General features: G+C 63.2%; 16 protein-coding genes. 11 read left to right on the top strand and 5 right to left on the bottom strand.

The window, feature by feature from the left end; genetic code table 11:
- The first annotated feature begins 33 nt into the window (after positions 1-33).
- The 3 genes from A4R29_RS18005 to A4R29_RS17995 all read left to right on the top strand — a co-directional run bounded on the left by A4R29_RS18005 (position 34) and on the right by A4R29_RS17995 (position 3,178).
- Positions 34-1,284, top strand: coding sequence for a Zn-dependent hydrolase (locus A4R29_RS18005; RefSeq protein WP_013530909.1), 1,251 nt, complete (start codon positions 34-36; stop codon positions 1,282-1,284).
- Between the two features lie 63 nt (positions 1,285-1,347).
- Positions 1,348-2,799 carry a dihydropyrimidinase gene (gene hydA / locus A4R29_RS18000; RefSeq protein WP_063172510.1) on the top strand — a complete coding sequence of 484 codons (1,452 nt, stop codon included), beginning with the start codon at positions 1,348-1,350 and terminating at the stop codon, positions 2,797-2,799.
- A gap of 43 nt (positions 2,800-2,842) precedes the next feature.
- Positions 2,843-3,178, top strand: coding sequence for a hypothetical protein (locus A4R29_RS17995; protein WP_244506838.1), 336 nt, complete (start codon positions 2,843-2,845; stop codon positions 3,176-3,178).
- Positions 3,179-3,240: 62 nt separating this feature from the next.
- On the opposite strand, the gene A4R29_RS17990 is transcribed toward A4R29_RS17995, so the two are convergent.
- Positions 3,241-3,651, bottom strand: coding sequence for a cupin domain-containing protein (locus A4R29_RS17990; RefSeq protein ID WP_013530912.1), 411 nt, complete (start codon positions 3,649-3,651; stop codon positions 3,241-3,243).
- Between the two features lie 142 nt (positions 3,652-3,793).
- On the opposite strand from A4R29_RS17990, the gene A4R29_RS17985 reads away from it, so the two are divergent.
- The 5 genes from A4R29_RS17985 to A4R29_RS17965 are packed head-to-tail and all read left to right on the top strand — an operon-like array spanning position 3,794 to position 8,153.
- Complete coding sequence (locus A4R29_RS17985; RefSeq protein WP_013530913.1) at positions 3,794-4,585, top strand: ABC transporter ATP-binding protein; 792 nt, start codon at positions 3,794-3,796, stop codon at positions 4,583-4,585.
- The gene (locus tag A4R29_RS17980; RefSeq protein ID WP_082827437.1) at positions 4,575-5,111 is read left to right on the top strand and encodes an endonuclease domain-containing protein; all 537 of its coding nucleotides are present in this window, start codon (positions 4,575-4,577) and stop codon (positions 5,109-5,111) included. The genes A4R29_RS17985 and A4R29_RS17980 overlap by 11 nt, the downstream gene beginning before the upstream one ends.
- Entirely contained in the window at positions 5,112-5,990 is an 879-nt protein-coding gene (locus tag A4R29_RS17975; RefSeq protein ID WP_063172508.1) for an ABC transporter permease, read from the top strand. It abuts the gene before it with no gap.
- Positions 5,987-7,141: an ABC transporter permease gene (locus tag A4R29_RS17970; protein WP_027160664.1), complete on the top strand. Its 1,155-nt coding sequence runs from the start codon at positions 5,987-5,989 to the stop codon at positions 7,139-7,141. The genes A4R29_RS17975 and A4R29_RS17970 overlap by 4 nt, the downstream gene beginning before the upstream one ends.
- 40 nt (positions 7,142-7,181) lie before the next feature.
- Positions 7,182-8,153, top strand: a complete 972-nt coding sequence (locus tag A4R29_RS17965) for an ABC transporter substrate-binding protein (RefSeq protein WP_063172507.1) — start codon at positions 7,182-7,184, stop codon at positions 8,151-8,153.
- Positions 8,154-8,203: 50 nt separating this feature from the next.
- Here the strand turns inward: A4R29_RS17965 and A4R29_RS17960 are convergent, their stop codons facing one another.
- Positions 8,204-8,662, bottom strand: coding sequence for an Lrp/AsnC family transcriptional regulator (locus A4R29_RS17960; RefSeq protein WP_063172506.1), 459 nt, complete (start codon positions 8,660-8,662; stop codon positions 8,204-8,206).
- A 125-nt stretch (positions 8,663-8,787) separates the two neighbouring features.
- On the opposite strand from A4R29_RS17960, the gene A4R29_RS17955 reads away from it, so the two are divergent.
- Positions 8,788-10,071 (top strand): cystathionine gamma-synthase family protein, encoded by a 1,284-nt coding sequence (locus A4R29_RS17955; protein WP_024501497.1) that lies wholly within the window; start codon positions 8,788-8,790, stop codon positions 10,069-10,071.
- 154 nt (positions 10,072-10,225) lie between these two features.
- Entirely contained in the window at positions 10,226-10,666 is a 441-nt protein-coding gene (locus A4R29_RS17950) for a CHRD domain-containing protein (RefSeq protein ID WP_013530918.1), read from the top strand.
- Positions 10,667-10,876: 210 nt separating this feature from the next.
- Here A4R29_RS17950 and A4R29_RS17945 read toward each other — a convergent pair whose 3' ends face one another.
- From A4R29_RS17945 to A4R29_RS17935, 3 genes are all read right to left on the bottom strand, one after another.
- Complete coding sequence (locus tag A4R29_RS17945; RefSeq protein WP_063172505.1) at positions 10,877-12,526, bottom strand: thiamine pyrophosphate-binding protein; 1,650 nt, start codon at positions 12,524-12,526, stop codon at positions 10,877-10,879.
- A complete protein-coding gene (locus tag A4R29_RS17940; protein ID WP_063172504.1) occupies positions 12,523-13,698 on the bottom strand; it encodes a CaiB/BaiF CoA transferase family protein in 1,176 nt (391 codons plus the stop codon). Before A4R29_RS17940 ends, A4R29_RS17945 begins: the two co-directional genes overlap by 4 nt.
- 99 nt (positions 13,699-13,797) lie before the next feature.
- Positions 13,798-14,730 carry an alpha/beta fold hydrolase gene (locus tag A4R29_RS17935; protein ID WP_063172503.1) on the bottom strand — a complete coding sequence of 311 codons (933 nt, stop codon included), beginning with the start codon at positions 14,728-14,730 and terminating at the stop codon, positions 13,798-13,800.
- A 183-nt stretch (positions 14,731-14,913) separates the two neighbouring features.
- Between A4R29_RS17935 and A4R29_RS17930 the strand changes: the two genes are divergently transcribed.
- On the top strand, positions 14,914-15,921 hold the full coding sequence (locus A4R29_RS17930; RefSeq protein WP_013530922.1) for a ribonuclease T(2): 1,008 nt from the start codon (positions 14,914-14,916) through the stop codon (positions 15,919-15,921).
- Positions 15,922-16,084: the final 163 nt, after the last annotated feature.

Below are 16,084 nucleotides of genomic sequence, written 5' to 3'. Positions count from 1 at the left end.
CGACAAGACCCCCGGTGTAGATGGGAACTCGAGATGGCCGCACCCGGCGAGAATCTGCGAATCAATTCAGACCGTTTGTGGGATTCCATCATGGAGATGGCGAAGATTGGCCCCGGCATTGCCGGCGGCAACAATCGCCAGACCGTGACCGACGAAGACGGCGAAGGGCGGCATCTGTTCAAGCGCTGGTGCGATGCGGCCGGGCTCGAAATGGGCGTCGACGAAATGGGCACGATGTTTGCCCGCCGCGAAGGCACCGATCCCAGCCTGCCGCCGGTCTATGTCGGCAGCCATCTCGATACGCAGCCGACCGGCGGCAAGTATGACGGCGTGCTCGGTGTACTGGGCGGGCTTGAAGTGGTGCGCTCGCTCAACGATCTCGGCATCAAGACCAAACATCCGATCGTCGTCACCAACTGGACGAACGAGGAGGGCTCGCGCTTCGCGCCGGCTATGATGGCGTCCGGCGTGTTCGCCGGCGTGCTCGACCAGGCCGATGTGTACGGGCATGTCGACAAGCAGGGCAAGAAATTCGGCGAGGAACTGGAGCGCATCGGCTGGAAAGGCCCCGAGAAGGTCGGCGACCGCAAGATCCATGCCTTCTTCGAACTGCATATCGAACAGGGTCCGATTCTCGAGGACGAAGATATCGACATCGGGGTCGTTACCCATGGCCAGGGCCTTAAATGGCTGCAGGTGACGCTGACCGGCAAGGAAGCCCATACCGGCTCGACGCCGATGCCCAAGCGCCGCAATGCCGGGCTCGGCATGGCGCGGGTGATCGAGTTGGTGCATGAGATCGCCATGGACTACCAGCCCGATGCCGTCGGCGCGGTCGGCCACATGGAGGTCTATCCCAATTCGCGCAACATCATCGCCGGGCGCACCGTCTTCACCGTCGATATCCGCTCGCCGGAAAAGGAAGTGCTGGACGCGATGGATGGCCGCATCCGCGAAGGCATCGACACGATCTGCGATGCACTCGACATCCGCTACGAGATCGAACAGGTCGGCGCTTTCGATCCGGTGACTTTCGATGCCGGCTGCGTCAAGGCGATCCGCGATGCCGCCGACCGCCTTGGCTATTCCCATCGCAACATCGTTTCCGGTGCCGGCCACGACGCCTGCTGGATCAACCGCGTCGCGCCCACCGCCATGGTGATGTGCCCTTGCGTCGATGGCCTCAGCCACAACGAGGCCGAGGAGATCACCAAGGAATGGGCTTCGGCGGGTGCCGATGTCTTGTTCCACGCGGTGGTGGAGACGGCTGTCATCGTGGAGTGAGCTTAGAATCCACCTTCCAAACGACGCTCGTAAAGAAGCGCGAAGAGAACAAGGGAACAGTCAATGACCAAAGTCATCCGAAACGGCACCATCGTCACCGCCGACCGCACCTGGAAGGCCGATGTGCTGATGCAGCACGGCAAGATCGTCGCCATCGGTTCGGGCCTGCATGGCGACCATGAGTTCGACGCCACCGGCTGCTACGTCATGCCGGGCGGCATCGACCCGCACACCCATCTCGAAATGCCGTTCATGGGCACCTATTCGGCCGATGACTTCGAGTCCGGCACCCGTGCGGCGCTCTCCGGCGGCACGACCATGGTGGTCGATTTCTGCCTGCCGGCGCCGCAGCAGTCGCTGCTCGAAGCCTTGCAGATGTGGGACAACAAGACCTCGAAGGCGTCGTGCGACTACTCCTTCCACATGGCGATCACCTGGTGGGGCAAGCAGGTGTTCGATGAGATGGCCACGGTCGTCGACAAGGGCATCACCTCGTTCAAGCATTTCATGGCCTACAAGGGCGCGCTGATGGTCGACGACGACGAGATGTATGCGTCGTTCCAGCGCTGCGCCGATCTCGGCGCGCTGCCGCTCGTTCATGCCGAGAATGGCGACGTGGTGGCGGCACTGTCGCAGAAGCTGCTGGCTGCCGGCAACAACGGCCCCGAGGGCCACGCCTATTCGCGGCCGCCCGAAGTGGAAGGCGAGGCGACCAACCGCGCCATCATGATCGCCGACATGGCCGGCGTGCCGCTCTATGTCGTGCATGTCTCCTGCGAGCAGAGCCACGAAGCGATCCGCCGGGCGCGCCAGAAGGGCATGCGGGTGTTCGGCGAGCCGCTGATCCAGCATTTGACGCTGGACGAGAGCGAGTATTTCGACAAGGACTGGGACCATGCGGCACGCCGCGTGATGAGCCCGCCCTTCCGCAACAAATCGCACCAGGACTCGCTGTGGGCCGGCCTGCAGGCGGGTTCGCTGCAGGTGGTGGCGACCGATCATTGCGCTTTCACCACCAAACAGAAGCGCAACGGCGTCGGCGATTTCACCAAGATCCCGAACGGCACCGGCGGGCTTGAAGACCGCATGCCGGTGCTGTGGACCACAGGCGTCAACACCGGCCGGCTGACGATGAACGAGTTCGTCGCGGTGACCTCGACCAACATCGCCAAGATCCTCAACATGTATCCGAAGAAGGGCGCCATCGTAGAGGGCGCCGACGCCGACATCGTTGTCTGGGATCCCAAGCGCAAGAAGACAATTTCGTCCAAGAAGCAGCAATCGGTGATCGACTACAATGTCTTCGAGGGTTTCGAGGTGACCGGCCTGCCGCGGTTCGTGTTCTCGCGGGGCGAACTGTCGATCCAGGAGGCCGAGGTCAAGGCCAAGCCCGGCCATGGTGAATTCGTCGGCCGCGAGCCGAATGCGGCGGTCAACCGGGCGCTGTCGACCTGGAAGGAAATCTCCGCGCCGCGCAAGGTGGAACGCACCGGCATCCCGGCGACCGGGGTTTGAGGTGCGGCGCGGGGGACTTCTTTTCGCGGCAGTTTTGGTTCTGGTGGCCAGCCAAGTGTCGGCGGCCGGCATCGACCTAGCCAAACCTTATGGCAACAAGTCCGGCTGCATCAACAAGAACGGCCAGGAAGTCTACGCCGAGGACATGTTGCTTCTAACCAACACCGACTTCATCACGGCGACGAGCGCTTGCACCTTCACCGGCAAGAGGGTCCAGGCCGACGGCTCGCTTGTGGTGAAGGCGGAGTGCGAGGCCGAAGGCGAAGAGGGCAAGTCGCCCGCCACCTTCATCATCAAGCACAGCACCAAGAACGCCAAGAAACTGGTGGTCGCGGATGCGGACGGCACCGTCTATGGGGAAGTGTCTCGGTGCCGATGATTGCCGAAGCTGGCGGGCGCAAACCTCTAGCAATTGGCCGACGGGCGCCTAGCCCGGCGAAGTCAGCTTCCGGCGACCAGCGCATCCAGTTCCGGCAGCAGGACGACGCTCTCCTGTTCGTTGGGATCGGTGCGCGCAATGACGGCAGAGGACGGGGCGCCGCTCAGGTTGGCCGGCAGATGCGGCACGCCGGCGGGGATGTAGAAGAGATCACCGGCCTTGACGACGATATGATGCTCGAGCCGGTCGCCATACCAGGTGTGGACTTCGCCGGAGAGCACATAGATCGCCGTCTCGTGGCTCTCGTGCATATGCGCCTTGGCGCGGGCGCCGGGCGGCATGGTGAGCATGTGCATGCAGATGCCGGAGGCACCGACGGTCTCGGCGGCAATGCCGGCGAAATAGGTCAGCCCCTGCTTGCCTTCATAAGTGCTTTCAGGGCGGATAAGATGACAAGTGGGTTTGGGCGACATCGGGGAAACTCCGGGCGTCGATCGCGTGGGACAAGGTCAGAGGGACAGGGCCAAATGGGACAGGGTAAGTGGAAAACAACATCGCGATAAAAGCAATCGGATTCCAGCCGCCGCGGGAACGGAAACAGGCAGGCGGCAACCGATGACGGGGAATTCGCCAGCCGTCGTCGCGGCAAGCAAACTCGGGCTGACCTTCCAGACCAATGACGGGCCGGTGCAGGCGCTGTCCAATGTCGATCTGACCATCGGCAAGGGCGAGTTCGTCTCCTTCATCGGGCCTTCGGGCTGCGGCAAGACCACGCTGCTGCGCGTCATCGCCGATCTGGAGAAGCCGACCTCGGGGGCGATTTCCGTCAATGGCATGACAGCAGAGCAGGCGCGCGAGAAACGCGCCTATGGCTATGTCTTTCAGGCGGCGGCGCTGTTTCCGTGGCGGACCATCGAGCGCAATGTGGGGCTGCCGCTGGAGATCATGGGCCTATCCAGGGCGGAGCAAGGCGAGCGGATCAAGCGCACGCTCGGCCTCGTCAACCTCTCTGGATTCGAGAAGAAATATCCCTGGCAGCTCTCGGGCGGCATGCAGCAGCGCGCCTCGATTGCCCGTGCGCTGGCCTTCGACGCCGACCTGCTGCTGATGGACGAGCCGTTCGGCGCGCTGGACGAGATCGTGCGCGACCATCTCAACGAGCAGCTGCTGGAATTGTGGGGACGCACCAACAAGACCATCTGCTTCGTCACCCACTCCATTCCGGAGGCCGTCTATCTGTCGACGCGCATCGTCGTCATGTCGCCGCGCCCCGGCCGCGTCAGCGACATCATCGAATCGACGCTGCCGAGAGAGCGGCCGCTCGACATCCGCGAGACGCCGGAGTTTCTGGCGATCGCAGCGCGGGTGCGGGACGGGCTGCGCGCGGGGCACAGCTATGACGATTGAGGGAGCAAACGACGGGCTCCCTCCTCTCCCCAACGGGGAGAGGGTGGCCGGAGCGAAGCGGAGGTCGGGTGAGGGGGCGGCGCCGACGGATCCGACCAAGAGAAAGGTCGGGGCAACCGCTCGCGCCCGAAAGCTGCGGGTTGACGAGACCGAGGCTGAATACAGGCTTTGGGGGGAACTGAGAGGCCGTCATCTCAATGGCTACGAATTTGTGAGGCAAGTGCCGCTTGGACCGTTCATCGCGGATTTTGTTTGTCGCGAGGTAAGCCTGATTGTCGAACTTGATGGTAGTCAGCACGCAGATTCTCCAACCGACCCTTCCAGGACAGCTTGGCTGAACGGACAAGGTTATTCGGTTCTCCGGTTCTGGAATCATGAGGTTTTGGCCGAACGTCGAGCGGTCCTGGATACGATCTTGGCTTGCCTTGACGGAAAGATTTCTACCTCCTCACCCGACCTCCGCTTCGCTCCGGCCACCCTCTCCCCGTTGGGGAGAGGAGGGCGCCAGTCGGCTGAGGCCCGCTAGATGGACACCTTCCGCGACAAGCTCGTTCCCGTCACCACCATCCTCGTTGGCGTGGTCGCGCTCTGGTATGTCTTCGCCGTCATCCTCAACACGCCGTTCCAGCGCGATCTCGATCGTCGCGCGGGTGAAACATCCACGTTCAGCCAACTCATCGGCAAGACGCTGTCGCAGCCGAAGCCGACATTGCCGGCGCCGCATCAGGTGGCGGTGAATTTCTTCGAGAACACCTTCCTGCGGCCCATCACCTCCAACCGCAGCCTGGTCTACAATGCCTGGGTGACGCTTTCGTCGACGCTGCTCGGCTTCGCTTTCGGCACGGCGCTCGGCATCATCATCGCCGTCGGCATTGTCCATGTGGCGACGCTCGACCGCAGCCTGATGCCGTGGATCATCGCCTCGCAGACCATTCCCATCCTGGCTGTGGCGCCGATGATCATCGTCGTGCTGGGGGCGATCGGCATCAGCGGGCTCGTCCCGAAGGCGATGATTTCGACCTATCTGTCGTTCTTCCCGGTGACTGTCGGCATGGTGAAGGGGCTGCGCTCGCCCGAGATCATGCATCTCGACCTGATGCACACCTACAATGCCAGTCGCGCGCAGACCTTCTGGATGTTGCGCGTGCCTGCTTCGGTGCCGTTCCTGTTCACCTCGATGAAGGTGGCGGTGGCGGCAAGCCTGGTCGGCGCCATCGTCGGCGAACTGCCGACAGGCGCTGTCGCCGGCATCGGCGCCAAGCTGCTCGCCGGCGCCTATTACAGCCAGTCCATCGACATCTGGTCGGCGCTGGTTGCTGGCTCAGTGGTGGCAGCCCTTCTGGTCATGGTGGTCGGCATTGCCGGGCGCCTCGTCGACCGCGCCATGGGCGGGAGGCCGGCATGAACTGGCTGAAACCCTCCTGGCAGGCAGTGCTGGCGATCGTGCTGTGCCTGATCGCAGTGGCGCTCGGCCCGATCGCCGCGCCGAAAGTCGATGCACTGGCGCAGCCTGCAGGGACGTTGATATACCCCTATGTGGCGACGACCTGGCTGATTTTCGGCGTGCTGCTTGTCGCCGCTTTGATCTCGATGACCAGAATACCGTCCATCGTCGAAGCCGTTGTGCTTTTCATCGGCGCGCATCTGGCCGCCTGGCTGCTGATTGGCGGCATCACCGGCTTCGAAGGTCTGGCACGGACGCCGTTCTTTCTGTTGCTCACCGGTGCATGGCTGCTTGGCTGGCGCTGCGTGGCGGTGCTGTCATCATTGCGTCCCTTCGCCAAATGGGCTCGCACCGCGCTGCGCCTGATCATCCCGGCCATCTTCGGCGCCTGGATCCTGATCATCTGGGAAGCGGTGACGCGTGGGGCCGGCATACCCTTCATCCTGCTGCCGCCGCCAAGCGCCATCGGCGCGCGCATCGCCGGTTCGCTGCCGGTGCTCGGCGCCGATGTCCGGCAGACCATCTTCAAGGCGGTCATCTTCGGTTATGTCGTGGGCAGCGGCGCCGGCTTCATCACCGCGGTGCTCGCAGACCGTGTGCCGTTCCTGCGACGCGGCCTGTTGCCGATCGGCAATATGGTCTCGGCGCTGCCGATCATCGGCGTCGCGCCGATCATGGTGATGTGGTTCGGCTTCGACTGGCAGTCCAAGGCGGCGGTGGTCATCATCATGACCTTCTTCCCGATGCTGGTGAACACGGTCGCCGGTCTGGCCGCCTCCGGCCATATGGAGCGCGACCTGATGCGCACCTACGCGTCGGGCTACTGGCCGACGCTCTTGAAGCTTCGGCTGCCGGCAGCAGCTCCCTTCATCTTCAACGCGCTGAAGATCAACTCGACGCTGGCGCTGATCGGCGCCATCGTTGCCGAGTTCTTCGGCACGCCTGTCGTCGGCATGGGCTTCCGCATCTCGACCGAGGTCGGGCGGATGAACATCGACATGGTCTGGGCCGAAATCGCAGTTGCAGCACTTGCGGGTTCGGTCTTTTATGGCGTGGTCGCTCTTGTCGAAAGAGCCGTCACGTTTTGGCATCCCTCTGTCCGTGGTGGATAGGGGCGGTGGGTTTAGGGCACTAACTTCAGAGGGTAACAAAATGAAAAGACTGATTATTCCCGTTCTGGCTGGCGCGATGTCGCTTGCCGCTTTCCAGGCAATGGCCGCCGACAAGGTGACGTTGCAGCTGAAATGGGTCACGCAGGCCCAGTTTGCCGGCTACTATGTCGCCAAGGCCAAGGGTTTCTATGAGGCCGAGGGTCTCGACGTCGACATCAAGCCGGGCGGTCCCGATATCGCGCCCGAGCAGGTGATCGCCGGCGGTGGTGCCGACGTTATCGTCGACTGGATGGGCGGTGCGCTGGCTGCCCGCGAAAAGGGCGTGCCGCTGGTCAACATCGCCCAGCCGTTCAAGAAGGCCGGCATGGAGCTGGTCTGCCCGAAGGACGGCCCGATCAAGACCGAAGCCGACTTCAAAGGTCACACGCTCGGCGTCTGGTTCTTCGGCAACGAGTATCCGTTCTACGCCTGGATGAACAAGCTCGGCCTGAAGACCGAGGGCGGCCCGGACGGCGTCACGGTGCTCAAGCAGAGTTTTGACGTGCAGCCGCTGATCCAGAAGCAGGCGGACTGCATCTCGGTCATGACCTACAACGAGTACTGGCAACTGATCGACGCCGGCTACAAGCCGGAACAGCTGACCGTGTTCAACTACTCGGCCATGGGCAACGACCTGCTCGAGGACGGGCTCTATGCGTCCGAAGACAAGCTCAAGGATCCGGCCTTCGAAGACAAGATGGTGCGTTTCGTGCGCGCCTCGATGAAGGGCTGGAAATATGCCATCGACAACAATGACGAAGCCGCAGGCATCGTCATGGACGGCGGCGGCCAGGACGAGAACCACCAGAAGCGCATGATGAGCGAAGTCGCCAAGCTGATCGACAGTGCCGACGGCAAGCTTGACCCGGCGACCTACGAGCGCACCGCCAAGGCGCTGCTCGACCAGAAGATCATCACCAAGGAGCCGACCGGCGCCTACACCACCGCCATCACCGACAAAGCGGTCAAGTAAGCCTAGCCGGCAACACATCTATCCAGAAAGCGGCGCCTCCGGCAGAAATGTCAGAGGCGCCGTTCCTTTATGGTGTTCATGACGAAGCTGGTCTCGATCGAGGCGACGCATTGCAGCCGCGCGATCTTTTCCTTGATGAAGCGCTCGTATTGTTCGAGGCTTCCCGTCACCACTTTCAGCACATAGTCGCGCGAACCGGTGACGAGGTGGCATTCCAGCACCTCTTCCCAGCCGCGGATCGCGTCCTCGAACATCACGATCTCGTCTTCGTTCTGGCGGCTGAGCCGGATGGTGGCGATGGCGACCATGCTCCAGCCGAAGGCTGAGGGATCGACCAGCGTGGTGTAGCCTCTGATGACCCCGGTCTCCTCCAGCCGCCGCACACGCCTCAGGCAGGGCGACGGCGACAGGCCGATGCGCTCGGCAAGCTCGTTGTTGGTGATGCGGGCGTCGGCCCGCAGCTCACGCAGGATTTTCAGGTCGAAATCGTCGGCTATCTTCTGCTGCACTTTCGGTCTCTCCAGGCAATTTGTTGCGGGGATGCAGCCATGTGAGCCCAAAAATAGCAAGGACTGGCGGAACGAGATCGCATAAATTGCCGTTCACTATTTCACTCGAACAGGCAGGAAAAGCCATGACCGCGCCACGCCCGTCGAAAACCCATATCGGCAACCACAAGCTCCATCCGGAGACGCTGATGCTGAGCTATGGCTTCGATCCGCAGCTGTCGGAGGGCGCCGTCAAGCCGCCGGTGTTCCTGACCTCGACCTTCGTGTTCAAGTCGGCGGAGGAGGGACGCGACTTCTTCGACTACACATCCGGCAGGAAGGAGCCGCCGAGCGGCACCGCCTCCGGCCTGGTCTATTCGCGCTTCAATCATCCCAACAGCGAGATCGTCGAGGACCGGCTGGCGATTTATGAGGGGACGGATGCCTGTATCCTGTTTTCATCGGGCATGTCGGCGATCGCCACGACACTGCTCGCCTATGCCCGTCCGGGCGACGTCATCCTGCATTCGCAGCCACTCTACGGCGGCACGGAGACGCTTTTGACGCGCACGCTCTCCGGTTTTGGCATCGGTGCTGTCGGTTTCGCGGATGGCGTGGATGAGTCGGCGGTGCGCACGGCCGCCGACGCGGCCGTCGCGAAAGGCCGCGTGTCGGTCATCCTGATCGAGACGCCGTCAAACCCGACCAACAGCCTGGTCGACCTCGCGCTGATGCGCAAGATCGCCGACGAGATCGGCGCGAGCCAAGGGTCAACGCCGATCATCGTGTGCGACAACACATTGCTGGGTCCGGTGTTCCAGCGGCCGATCGAACATGGTGCCGACGTGTCGGTTTATTCGCTGACCAAATATGTCGGCGGCCATTCCGACCTGATCGCGGGTGCCGCCATGGGCAGCAAGGCTATCACCAAGCCGATCAAGGCGCTGCGCGGCGCGATCGGCACGCAGCTCGACCCGCATTCCTGCTGGATGCTCGGCCGCTCCCTGGAGACGCTGTCGATCCGCATGGAGCGGGCCAACGACAATGCTCGCCTGATCGCCGAATTCCTGCGCGACCACGCCAAGGTCGACAAGGTGCACTACCTGCCGTTTCTGGGCGAGAATACGCCGGCCGGCCGCGCCTACAGGGCGCAATGCAGCGGCGCCGGATCAACCTTCTCCTTCGACATCAAGGGCGGGGAGAAGGCGGCTTTCGCCTTCCTCAACGGATTGCAGATCTTCAAGCTGGCGGTGAGCCTCGGCGGAACGGAATCGCTGGCCAGTCACCCCGCGGCCATGACCCATTCGGGCATTCCCTTCGAGGTGCGCCAGCGCATCGGCGTGCTGGAGACCACGGTCAGGCTGTCGATCGGCGTCGAGCATCCGGACGATCTGATCGCCGACCTGACGCAGGCGCTGGCGGCGGTCTGACCGCTATCGCTGAAGCCGGACAGGACGGCCCCTAGGATCTCTATACGTCATCACAAAAACGTGTGGTTGGATACATTGTGCCGCCAGGCCGTTCCGTTGGCGCATGCGCGCGCCGGGGAGCCGCGACGCGTGCACAGTCAATCGGAGGTTCTTCATGCGCACCCAATCCTTCTTACCGGCGCTGTCGGCGCTGGCCATTTCGACCGCTTTCCTGTTCGCATCGCCGGCCCTGGCAGCCATGGAAAAGTTCAAGGCGACACTAGACGGCAGCCAGCAGAGCCCGCCCGTCACCACGAAGGGTAAGGGCACGGCCACTTTCACCTTCGACACGACCAAGAAGAAGCTCAACTGGAACGTCAAATATTCCGGCCTCAGCGGACCGGCGACGGCCGCGCATATCCATGGCCCTGCGGCGATGGGTGAAAACGCCGACCCTGTCATCCCGTTCAAAAAACTCAAGAGCCCGATCAAGGGGTCGGAGACGCTCACTGATGCCCAGGCGGCTGACCTTGAGGCCGGCAAGTATTACGTCAACGTCCACACCAAAGCGAACCCGAATGGGGAGGTCCGCGGCCAGATCGAGAAGGCGAAGTAGCTGACCGTTGAAGGTTGGCGGGACAGCGCCCCCCTCTGTCCTGCCGGACATCTCCCCCTCAAGGGGGGAGATCGAATGTACTTCGGGTTTCGCCAATCGCCAGTGTTGGAAGAAGGGCGAGACGACGAAACTGCCAATCTCCCCCCTTGAGGGGGAGATGCCCGGCAGGGCAGAGGGGCGTGAAGGAACTCGACTTGCCCCGGTCGGCTCTCAAACCTTGTCGCGGATCTGGGTCATCGTCCGGGTCGGGGTGATCGCTTCGGGGTCGAGCCGGATCTCGACGATCGCCGGCTTGCCGCTGGCGCGGGCGCGTTCGAAGGCCGGGGCGAAGTCCGCCGTCTTCTCAACCGTTTCGCCATGGCCGCCATAGGCGCGGGCGAGAGCCGCGAAATCGGGGTTCTTGAGGTCGGTGGCCACCACGCGGCCGGGATATTCGCGCTCCTGATGCATGCGGATGGTGCCGTAGATGCCGTTGTTGACGACGACGACGACGATCGGCAGGTCGTATTGCACGGCAGTGGCGAATTCCTGCCCGTTCATCAGGAAGCAGCCGTCGCCGGCGAAAGCGACCACGGTGCGCTCTGGAAACAGCTCTTTGGCGGCGACTGCCGCAGGCGTGCCATAGCCCATCGAGCCTGACGTCGGTGCACCTTGAGTGGCGAAGCGGCGGAAGCGATGGAAACGATGCACCCAGGTGGCATAGTTGCCGGCGCCGTTGGTGAGGATGGCGTCGTCGGGCAGCACCTTTTCGAGATAGTTCATGATCGGGCCCATCTGGACCGGGCCGGGGCCGCTTTCGGGTGGTGTCGACCAGTCGAGATAGGCGGCATGCAGCTTTGGCGTCTCGGCTGCCCAGACGGGTGCGGAGGCCGGCTTGCGTTTGGCGAAAGCGTCGACGAAGGCGGACGGCGAGGCGTTGATCGCCAATGCCGGCCTGTAAACGCGGCCGAGCTCGCCGGAATCGGCATGGACATGGACCAGTGTCTGGGCCGGGTAGGGGCTTTTCAGCAGCGTGTAGTCCGAGGAGGGCATTTCGCCCATGCGGCCGCCGATCAGCAGCACGAGGTCGGCCTGCTTGATCGCTGTGGCCAGCTTCGGGTTGATGCCTATGCCGACATCGCCGGCATAGTTCGGATGCAGATGATCGAACAGCATCTGGCGGCGGAAGGAACAGCCGACCGGCAGCGACCAGGCCTCGGCGATCGTGCGCATTTGTGCAACCGCCTCGGCGTCCCAGCGCGTGCCGCCAAGGATGACGAAAGGCCGCTTGGACTTGGCCAGCAATTTCTCAAGCGCATCGAGTTCGGCTTCCCCGGGCCGCGTTTCGACCGGTGTGTGCGGCAAGGCGACGGGCGCTTCAACGACACTGGTCAGCATGTCTTCGGGCAGCGAGATCACCACTGGGCCGGGACGGCCCGATGTCGCCACGGCGAAGGCGCGGGTGACGAATTCTGGGATGCGCGAGGCGTCGTCGATCTCGACTACCCATTTGGCGATGTCGCCGAAGAACCTCTTGTAATCCACCTCCTGGAAAGCCTCGCGCTCCTTGGCGTGGCCGGCGACCTGGCCGATGAACAGGATGACGGGTATCGAATCCTGCATGGCGATGTGGATGCCGGCCGAGGCATTGGTGGCGCCGGGGCCGCGGGTGACGAAGCAGATGCCGGGCTTGCCGGTCAGGCGGCCGTGGCAATCGGCCATCATGGCGGCACCGCCTTCCTGGCGGCAGACGATGGTGCGGATCGCTGAATCGTGCAGCGCGTCGAGCACCGCCAGATAGGATTCACCGGGCACGCAGTAGATGCGGTCGGTGCCGTTGGCTTCGAGCGCGTCGACGATGAGTTGTCCGCCGGTCTTCATTGTCCAGACTTCTCCAGTTCGGCAAGGATTTCTTGCGTGTGCTCGCCCAGGCGCGGCGAGGGGCGCTCATAGACCAGCGGCGTGCCCGACATCACCATCGGCGCGCGCACCGAAGGCAGAAGATTGCCATGGCCGTCGTCCAGGTCGAGCCGCATGCCGCGCGCGATCGTCTGCGGGTCGGCGAACATCTGGCCGATCGTGTTGATCGGGCTCGCCGGCACGCTGGCCGCTTCGAGCTTTGCCAGCAGCGGATCGCGATCAAAAACCTTCAGCGCCTCGACCATGCGTTCGCGCAGCCTGGCCCGGTTGGCGACCCGGGCGGGATTGGTGGCGAAGTCGGGATTGGCAGGCAGGTCGTCCAGCCCGACGGCAGCGCAGAATTTGGCGAACTGGCCGTCATTGCCCACCGCCAGGATGATGTGCCCATCCCGGACCGGCACCACCTCGTAGGGGGCGATGTTCATATGCGCATTGCCCATCTGCACCGGCGATCTGCCGGAGACGAGATAGTTCAAATTCTGGTTGCCGAGCGCCGAGATCTGGGTGTCGAAAAGCGCCATGTCGACATGCTGACCTTCCCCGGTCTGCTCGGCATGGCGCAGTGCTGCCTGGATGGCGATGACCGAATAAAGGCCGGTGAAGATGTCGGAGATGGCGACGCCGGCTTTTTGCGGCTCGCGGCCGACCTCGCCGGTGATCGACATCATGCCGGCCATGGCCTGGATGATGAAGTCGTAGCCGGCGCGCGGTGCGTACGGACCGTCCTGGCCGAAACCGGTGATCGAGCAGTAGACGAGGCGCGGGTTGATCTTGCGCAGGCTGTCATAGTCGAGGCCGTATTTCTTCAGGCCGCCGAGCTTGAAGTTCTCGATCAGCACGTCCGAAGTGGCGACCAGCCGGCGCACCGTCTCGGCGCCTTCCGGGGTCGAGAAATCGATGGCGATGGAGCGCTTGCCGCGATTGCAGGAATGGTAATAGGCGGCCGACAGGTTCTCGCCGTCCTTGCCCATGACGAAGGGCGGGCCCCATTTGCGGGTGTCGTCGCCGCCATCGGGGCTCTCGACCTTGATGACATCGGCGCCGAGATCGGCAAGCAACTGCCCGGCCCATGGCCCGGCAAGGATGCGGGCGAGTTCGACGACGCGGACGCCTTTCAGCGGGGGCTCAGCCATGGATCACCGTGGTTGCCGCAATCACTGCGATTGCTGCGAAAGCAGAGCCTCTATCAAGCCCTGCAACGGCTGTCACGGCTCTTGCAATGGGCCAATCCGTCACGCTTTGAGGACTTCGTCGGCCCAGGCGGCGAAATCATCCATGATAATGTCGCGATTCACCTCGTTCAGGCTTTCGTGGCGGGTGTCGGCGTAAACCTTTGAAACCAGATTCGAAAAGCCCATCTTGCGCATGCGATTGGCAAGATGGGTGATCCCTTTGCCATAGTCGGAAGCCGGATCCTTCTCGCCTCCGACGATGCTGACGGGCAGGTCGCGCCGGATACCGGCAAAGCCGGCATCCTTGCCGCCGTTCAGCGCCATACCGACGACGTCGCGCCACATCGACACCGAAGCGTCCCAGCCGCACAAGGGATCGGCAATGTATTTCGCCACTTCCGCTTCGTCGCGCGACAGCCAGTCGAACACTGTGCGGTGATTGGGCACCGCCCTGCCCCAGGCCTGGAAGGTGAGTTTCGGCAGCAGGCGCGATGGCACGTCGGAGCCGAGCCGCATCCGTTCCCAGGCAAGGATGCCGAGCGCAAGCTGCCCAAGCGGGCCTTGGGAGAAATTGCCGTTCCAGATTGCTGCCGCGTGAACGCGTGGCGAGTGGCGCAACAGGTAGTTCAGCGCCACCGACGCACCCATCGAATGGCCAAACAGGATGACCGGTCTGTTTGGCCGTTCGCGGGCGATAAGATCATGGATGACGTCGACGTCGGCGATCACCTTGGCGGCACCGTCCCTGTCGGCGAACCTGCCGAGCGGAGCGTCGGACGCCTTGGTCGCGCCGTGGCCGCGATGATCGTGGACATAGACGTCGAAACCGCGCGAGCCAAGAAAATCGGCAAAGCGGGCATAGCGCGCTGCGTGCTCGGCTAGCCCGTGATTGATCTGGACGACGGCGCGTGCCCGGCCATCGGCCTGCCTGACGAAAAGATTGAGCTCGGCACCGGTCGGCGAGGCAACCACGCGCTGCTGGCTGAATGACATGCCGCCTGGTCCCGCCCTTGCTTTTGTCGTCGTTGGCTTTGTTTGCGCCGGCCCACATTATGCGTCAATCCGGCAAACCCGCTTTTCGCGACGATGTTTCTTGCGTTCGGTCAGCAAAATATCGCAATTCTGACATGGAGACAGCTTCAGTCTGTCGCCCACTTCTTCAGCCGGGGATTCTCCATGCGCATCGGTGTCGTTTTCGGATTGGCCATGTTGGCGGCGTCGCTGGCCGGGGCCGCGCATGCCGACGTGAAGATGAGCGGCAGCTTCGTCGCCGACGCCGCCTGTCCGGCGACGCAAGCGATCAAGAACGGCAAGAACCCCGGCAATGTCTCGACCGATGCCGGGCAGAGCTATCAGTTGCTTGCCGGCAACAAGGATACGCCGACGCATTATCTCATCCTGGTGCCGGGCGCCGATCCGGAGCGCCGCTGGGTGAAGGTCAGCTGCGGCCATGTTTCCGGCAGCAGCGCGGCGACCGTGCCGGCCGCGCCTGACGGGCAAGGCAAGCCGGCGGCATCGGGGAAGCCCGAATACGTCTTCGCGCTGAGCTGGCAGCCGGCGTTTTGCGAGACAAAGTCGAACAAGACCGAATGCAGGGCACAAAGTGCCGGCGATTTCGACGCCACGCATTTCACCTTGCACGGCCTGTGGCCGCAGCCGAATGGCAATTTCTATTGCCAGGCGACGGCGAGCGACAAGGCCAACGACAATCCGGCCCACTGGAAAGACCTGCCGCCGGTCAATCTTGACGCCAACACCCGCACGGAACTCGATCAGGTGATGCCTGGAACGGCCTCCCACCTCGAACGGCATGAATGGATCAAGCACGGCACCTGCTACGGCAAGAGCCAGCAGGACTATTTCTCCGACGCGCTGAATTTGATGCGCGCGGTGAACAGTTCGCCGGTGCGCGATCTCTTTGCCAAGAACATCGGCGGCAAGCTGACGGCCGACCAGATCCGCGGCGCTTTCGACACTGCCTTCGGGGCGGGAGCAGGGGACCGCGTGCGCGTTTCCTGCGTCATCGATCCGTCGAGCGGCAGGCGGCTGATCGGCGAACTGACCCTCGGCCTCGCCGGCCCGATCGGCCCGAACAGCGCGCTCAAGGACCTGCTGCTGGCTTCGGTGCCGACCAACAAGGCAGGCTGCCCGACCGGCACCGTCGACGCTATCGGGTTCCAGTAAGGGCGGCTGAACGGCCCCCAGACTGCACGAGCAGCGGTCCACACTTGTCCGTGTGATTGGCCTGATCTGGCAAAAGCGATTGCCGTTCGCCGCCGCATCGCCTACATAGCGGCCAACCTCCATTCAATTCGACAAATCCAGTCGGTTTTTCAGGGAAAGCGCG

Origin of the sequence: Mesorhizobium ciceri biovar biserrulae (assembly GCF_001618845.1) — a bacterium.
GTDB lineage: Bacteria > Pseudomonadota > Alphaproteobacteria > Rhizobiales > Rhizobiaceae > Mesorhizobium > Mesorhizobium ciceri.
The sequence above is the reverse complement of the archived record's forward strand: the minus strand, read 5'-3'. Positions and strand labels throughout refer to the sequence as shown.

Bases quoted from the DNA above. Each gene is read 5' to 3' on its own strand.
- A4R29_RS17965 (WP_063172507.1), top strand. From the start codon at position 7,182: ATGAAAAGACTGATTATTCCCGTTCTGGCTGGCGCGATGTCGCTTGCC.
- A4R29_RS17975 (WP_063172508.1), top strand. From the start codon at position 5,112: ATGGACACCTTCCGCGACAAGCTCGTTCCCGTCACCACCATCCTCGTT.
- A4R29_RS17930 (WP_013530922.1), top strand. From the start codon at position 14,914: ATGCGCATCGGTGTCGTTTTCGGATTGGCCATGTTGGCGGCGTCGCTG.
- A4R29_RS18005 (WP_013530909.1), top strand. From the start codon at position 34: ATGGCCGCACCCGGCGAGAATCTGCGAATCAATTCAGACCGTTTGTGG.
- A4R29_RS17935 (WP_063172503.1), bottom strand. From the start codon at position 14,730: ATGTCATTCAGCCAGCAGCGCGTGGTTGCCTCGCCGACCGGTGCCGAG.
- hydA (WP_063172510.1), top strand. From the start codon at position 1,348: ATGACCAAAGTCATCCGAAACGGCACCATCGTCACCGCCGACCGCACC.
- A4R29_RS17950 (WP_013530918.1), top strand. From the start codon at position 10,226: ATGCGCACCCAATCCTTCTTACCGGCGCTGTCGGCGCTGGCCATTTCG.
- A4R29_RS17940 (WP_063172504.1), bottom strand. From the start codon at position 13,698: ATGGCTGAGCCCCCGCTGAAAGGCGTCCGCGTCGTCGAACTCGCCCGC.
- A4R29_RS17945 (WP_063172505.1), bottom strand. From the start codon at position 12,526: ATGAAGACCGGCGGACAACTCATCGTCGACGCGCTCGAAGCCAACGGC.
- A4R29_RS17970 (WP_027160664.1), top strand. From the start codon at position 5,987: ATGAACTGGCTGAAACCCTCCTGGCAGGCAGTGCTGGCGATCGTGCTG.
- A4R29_RS17990 (WP_013530912.1), bottom strand. From the start codon at position 3,651: ATGTCGCCCAAACCCACTTGTCATCTTATCCGCCCTGAAAGCACTTAT.
- A4R29_RS17985 (WP_013530913.1), top strand. From the start codon at position 3,794: ATGACGGGGAATTCGCCAGCCGTCGTCGCGGCAAGCAAACTCGGGCTG.
- A4R29_RS17955 (WP_024501497.1), top strand. From the start codon at position 8,788: ATGACCGCGCCACGCCCGTCGAAAACCCATATCGGCAACCACAAGCTC.
- A4R29_RS17980 (WP_082827437.1), top strand. From the start codon at position 4,575: ATGACGATTGAGGGAGCAAACGACGGGCTCCCTCCTCTCCCCAACGGG.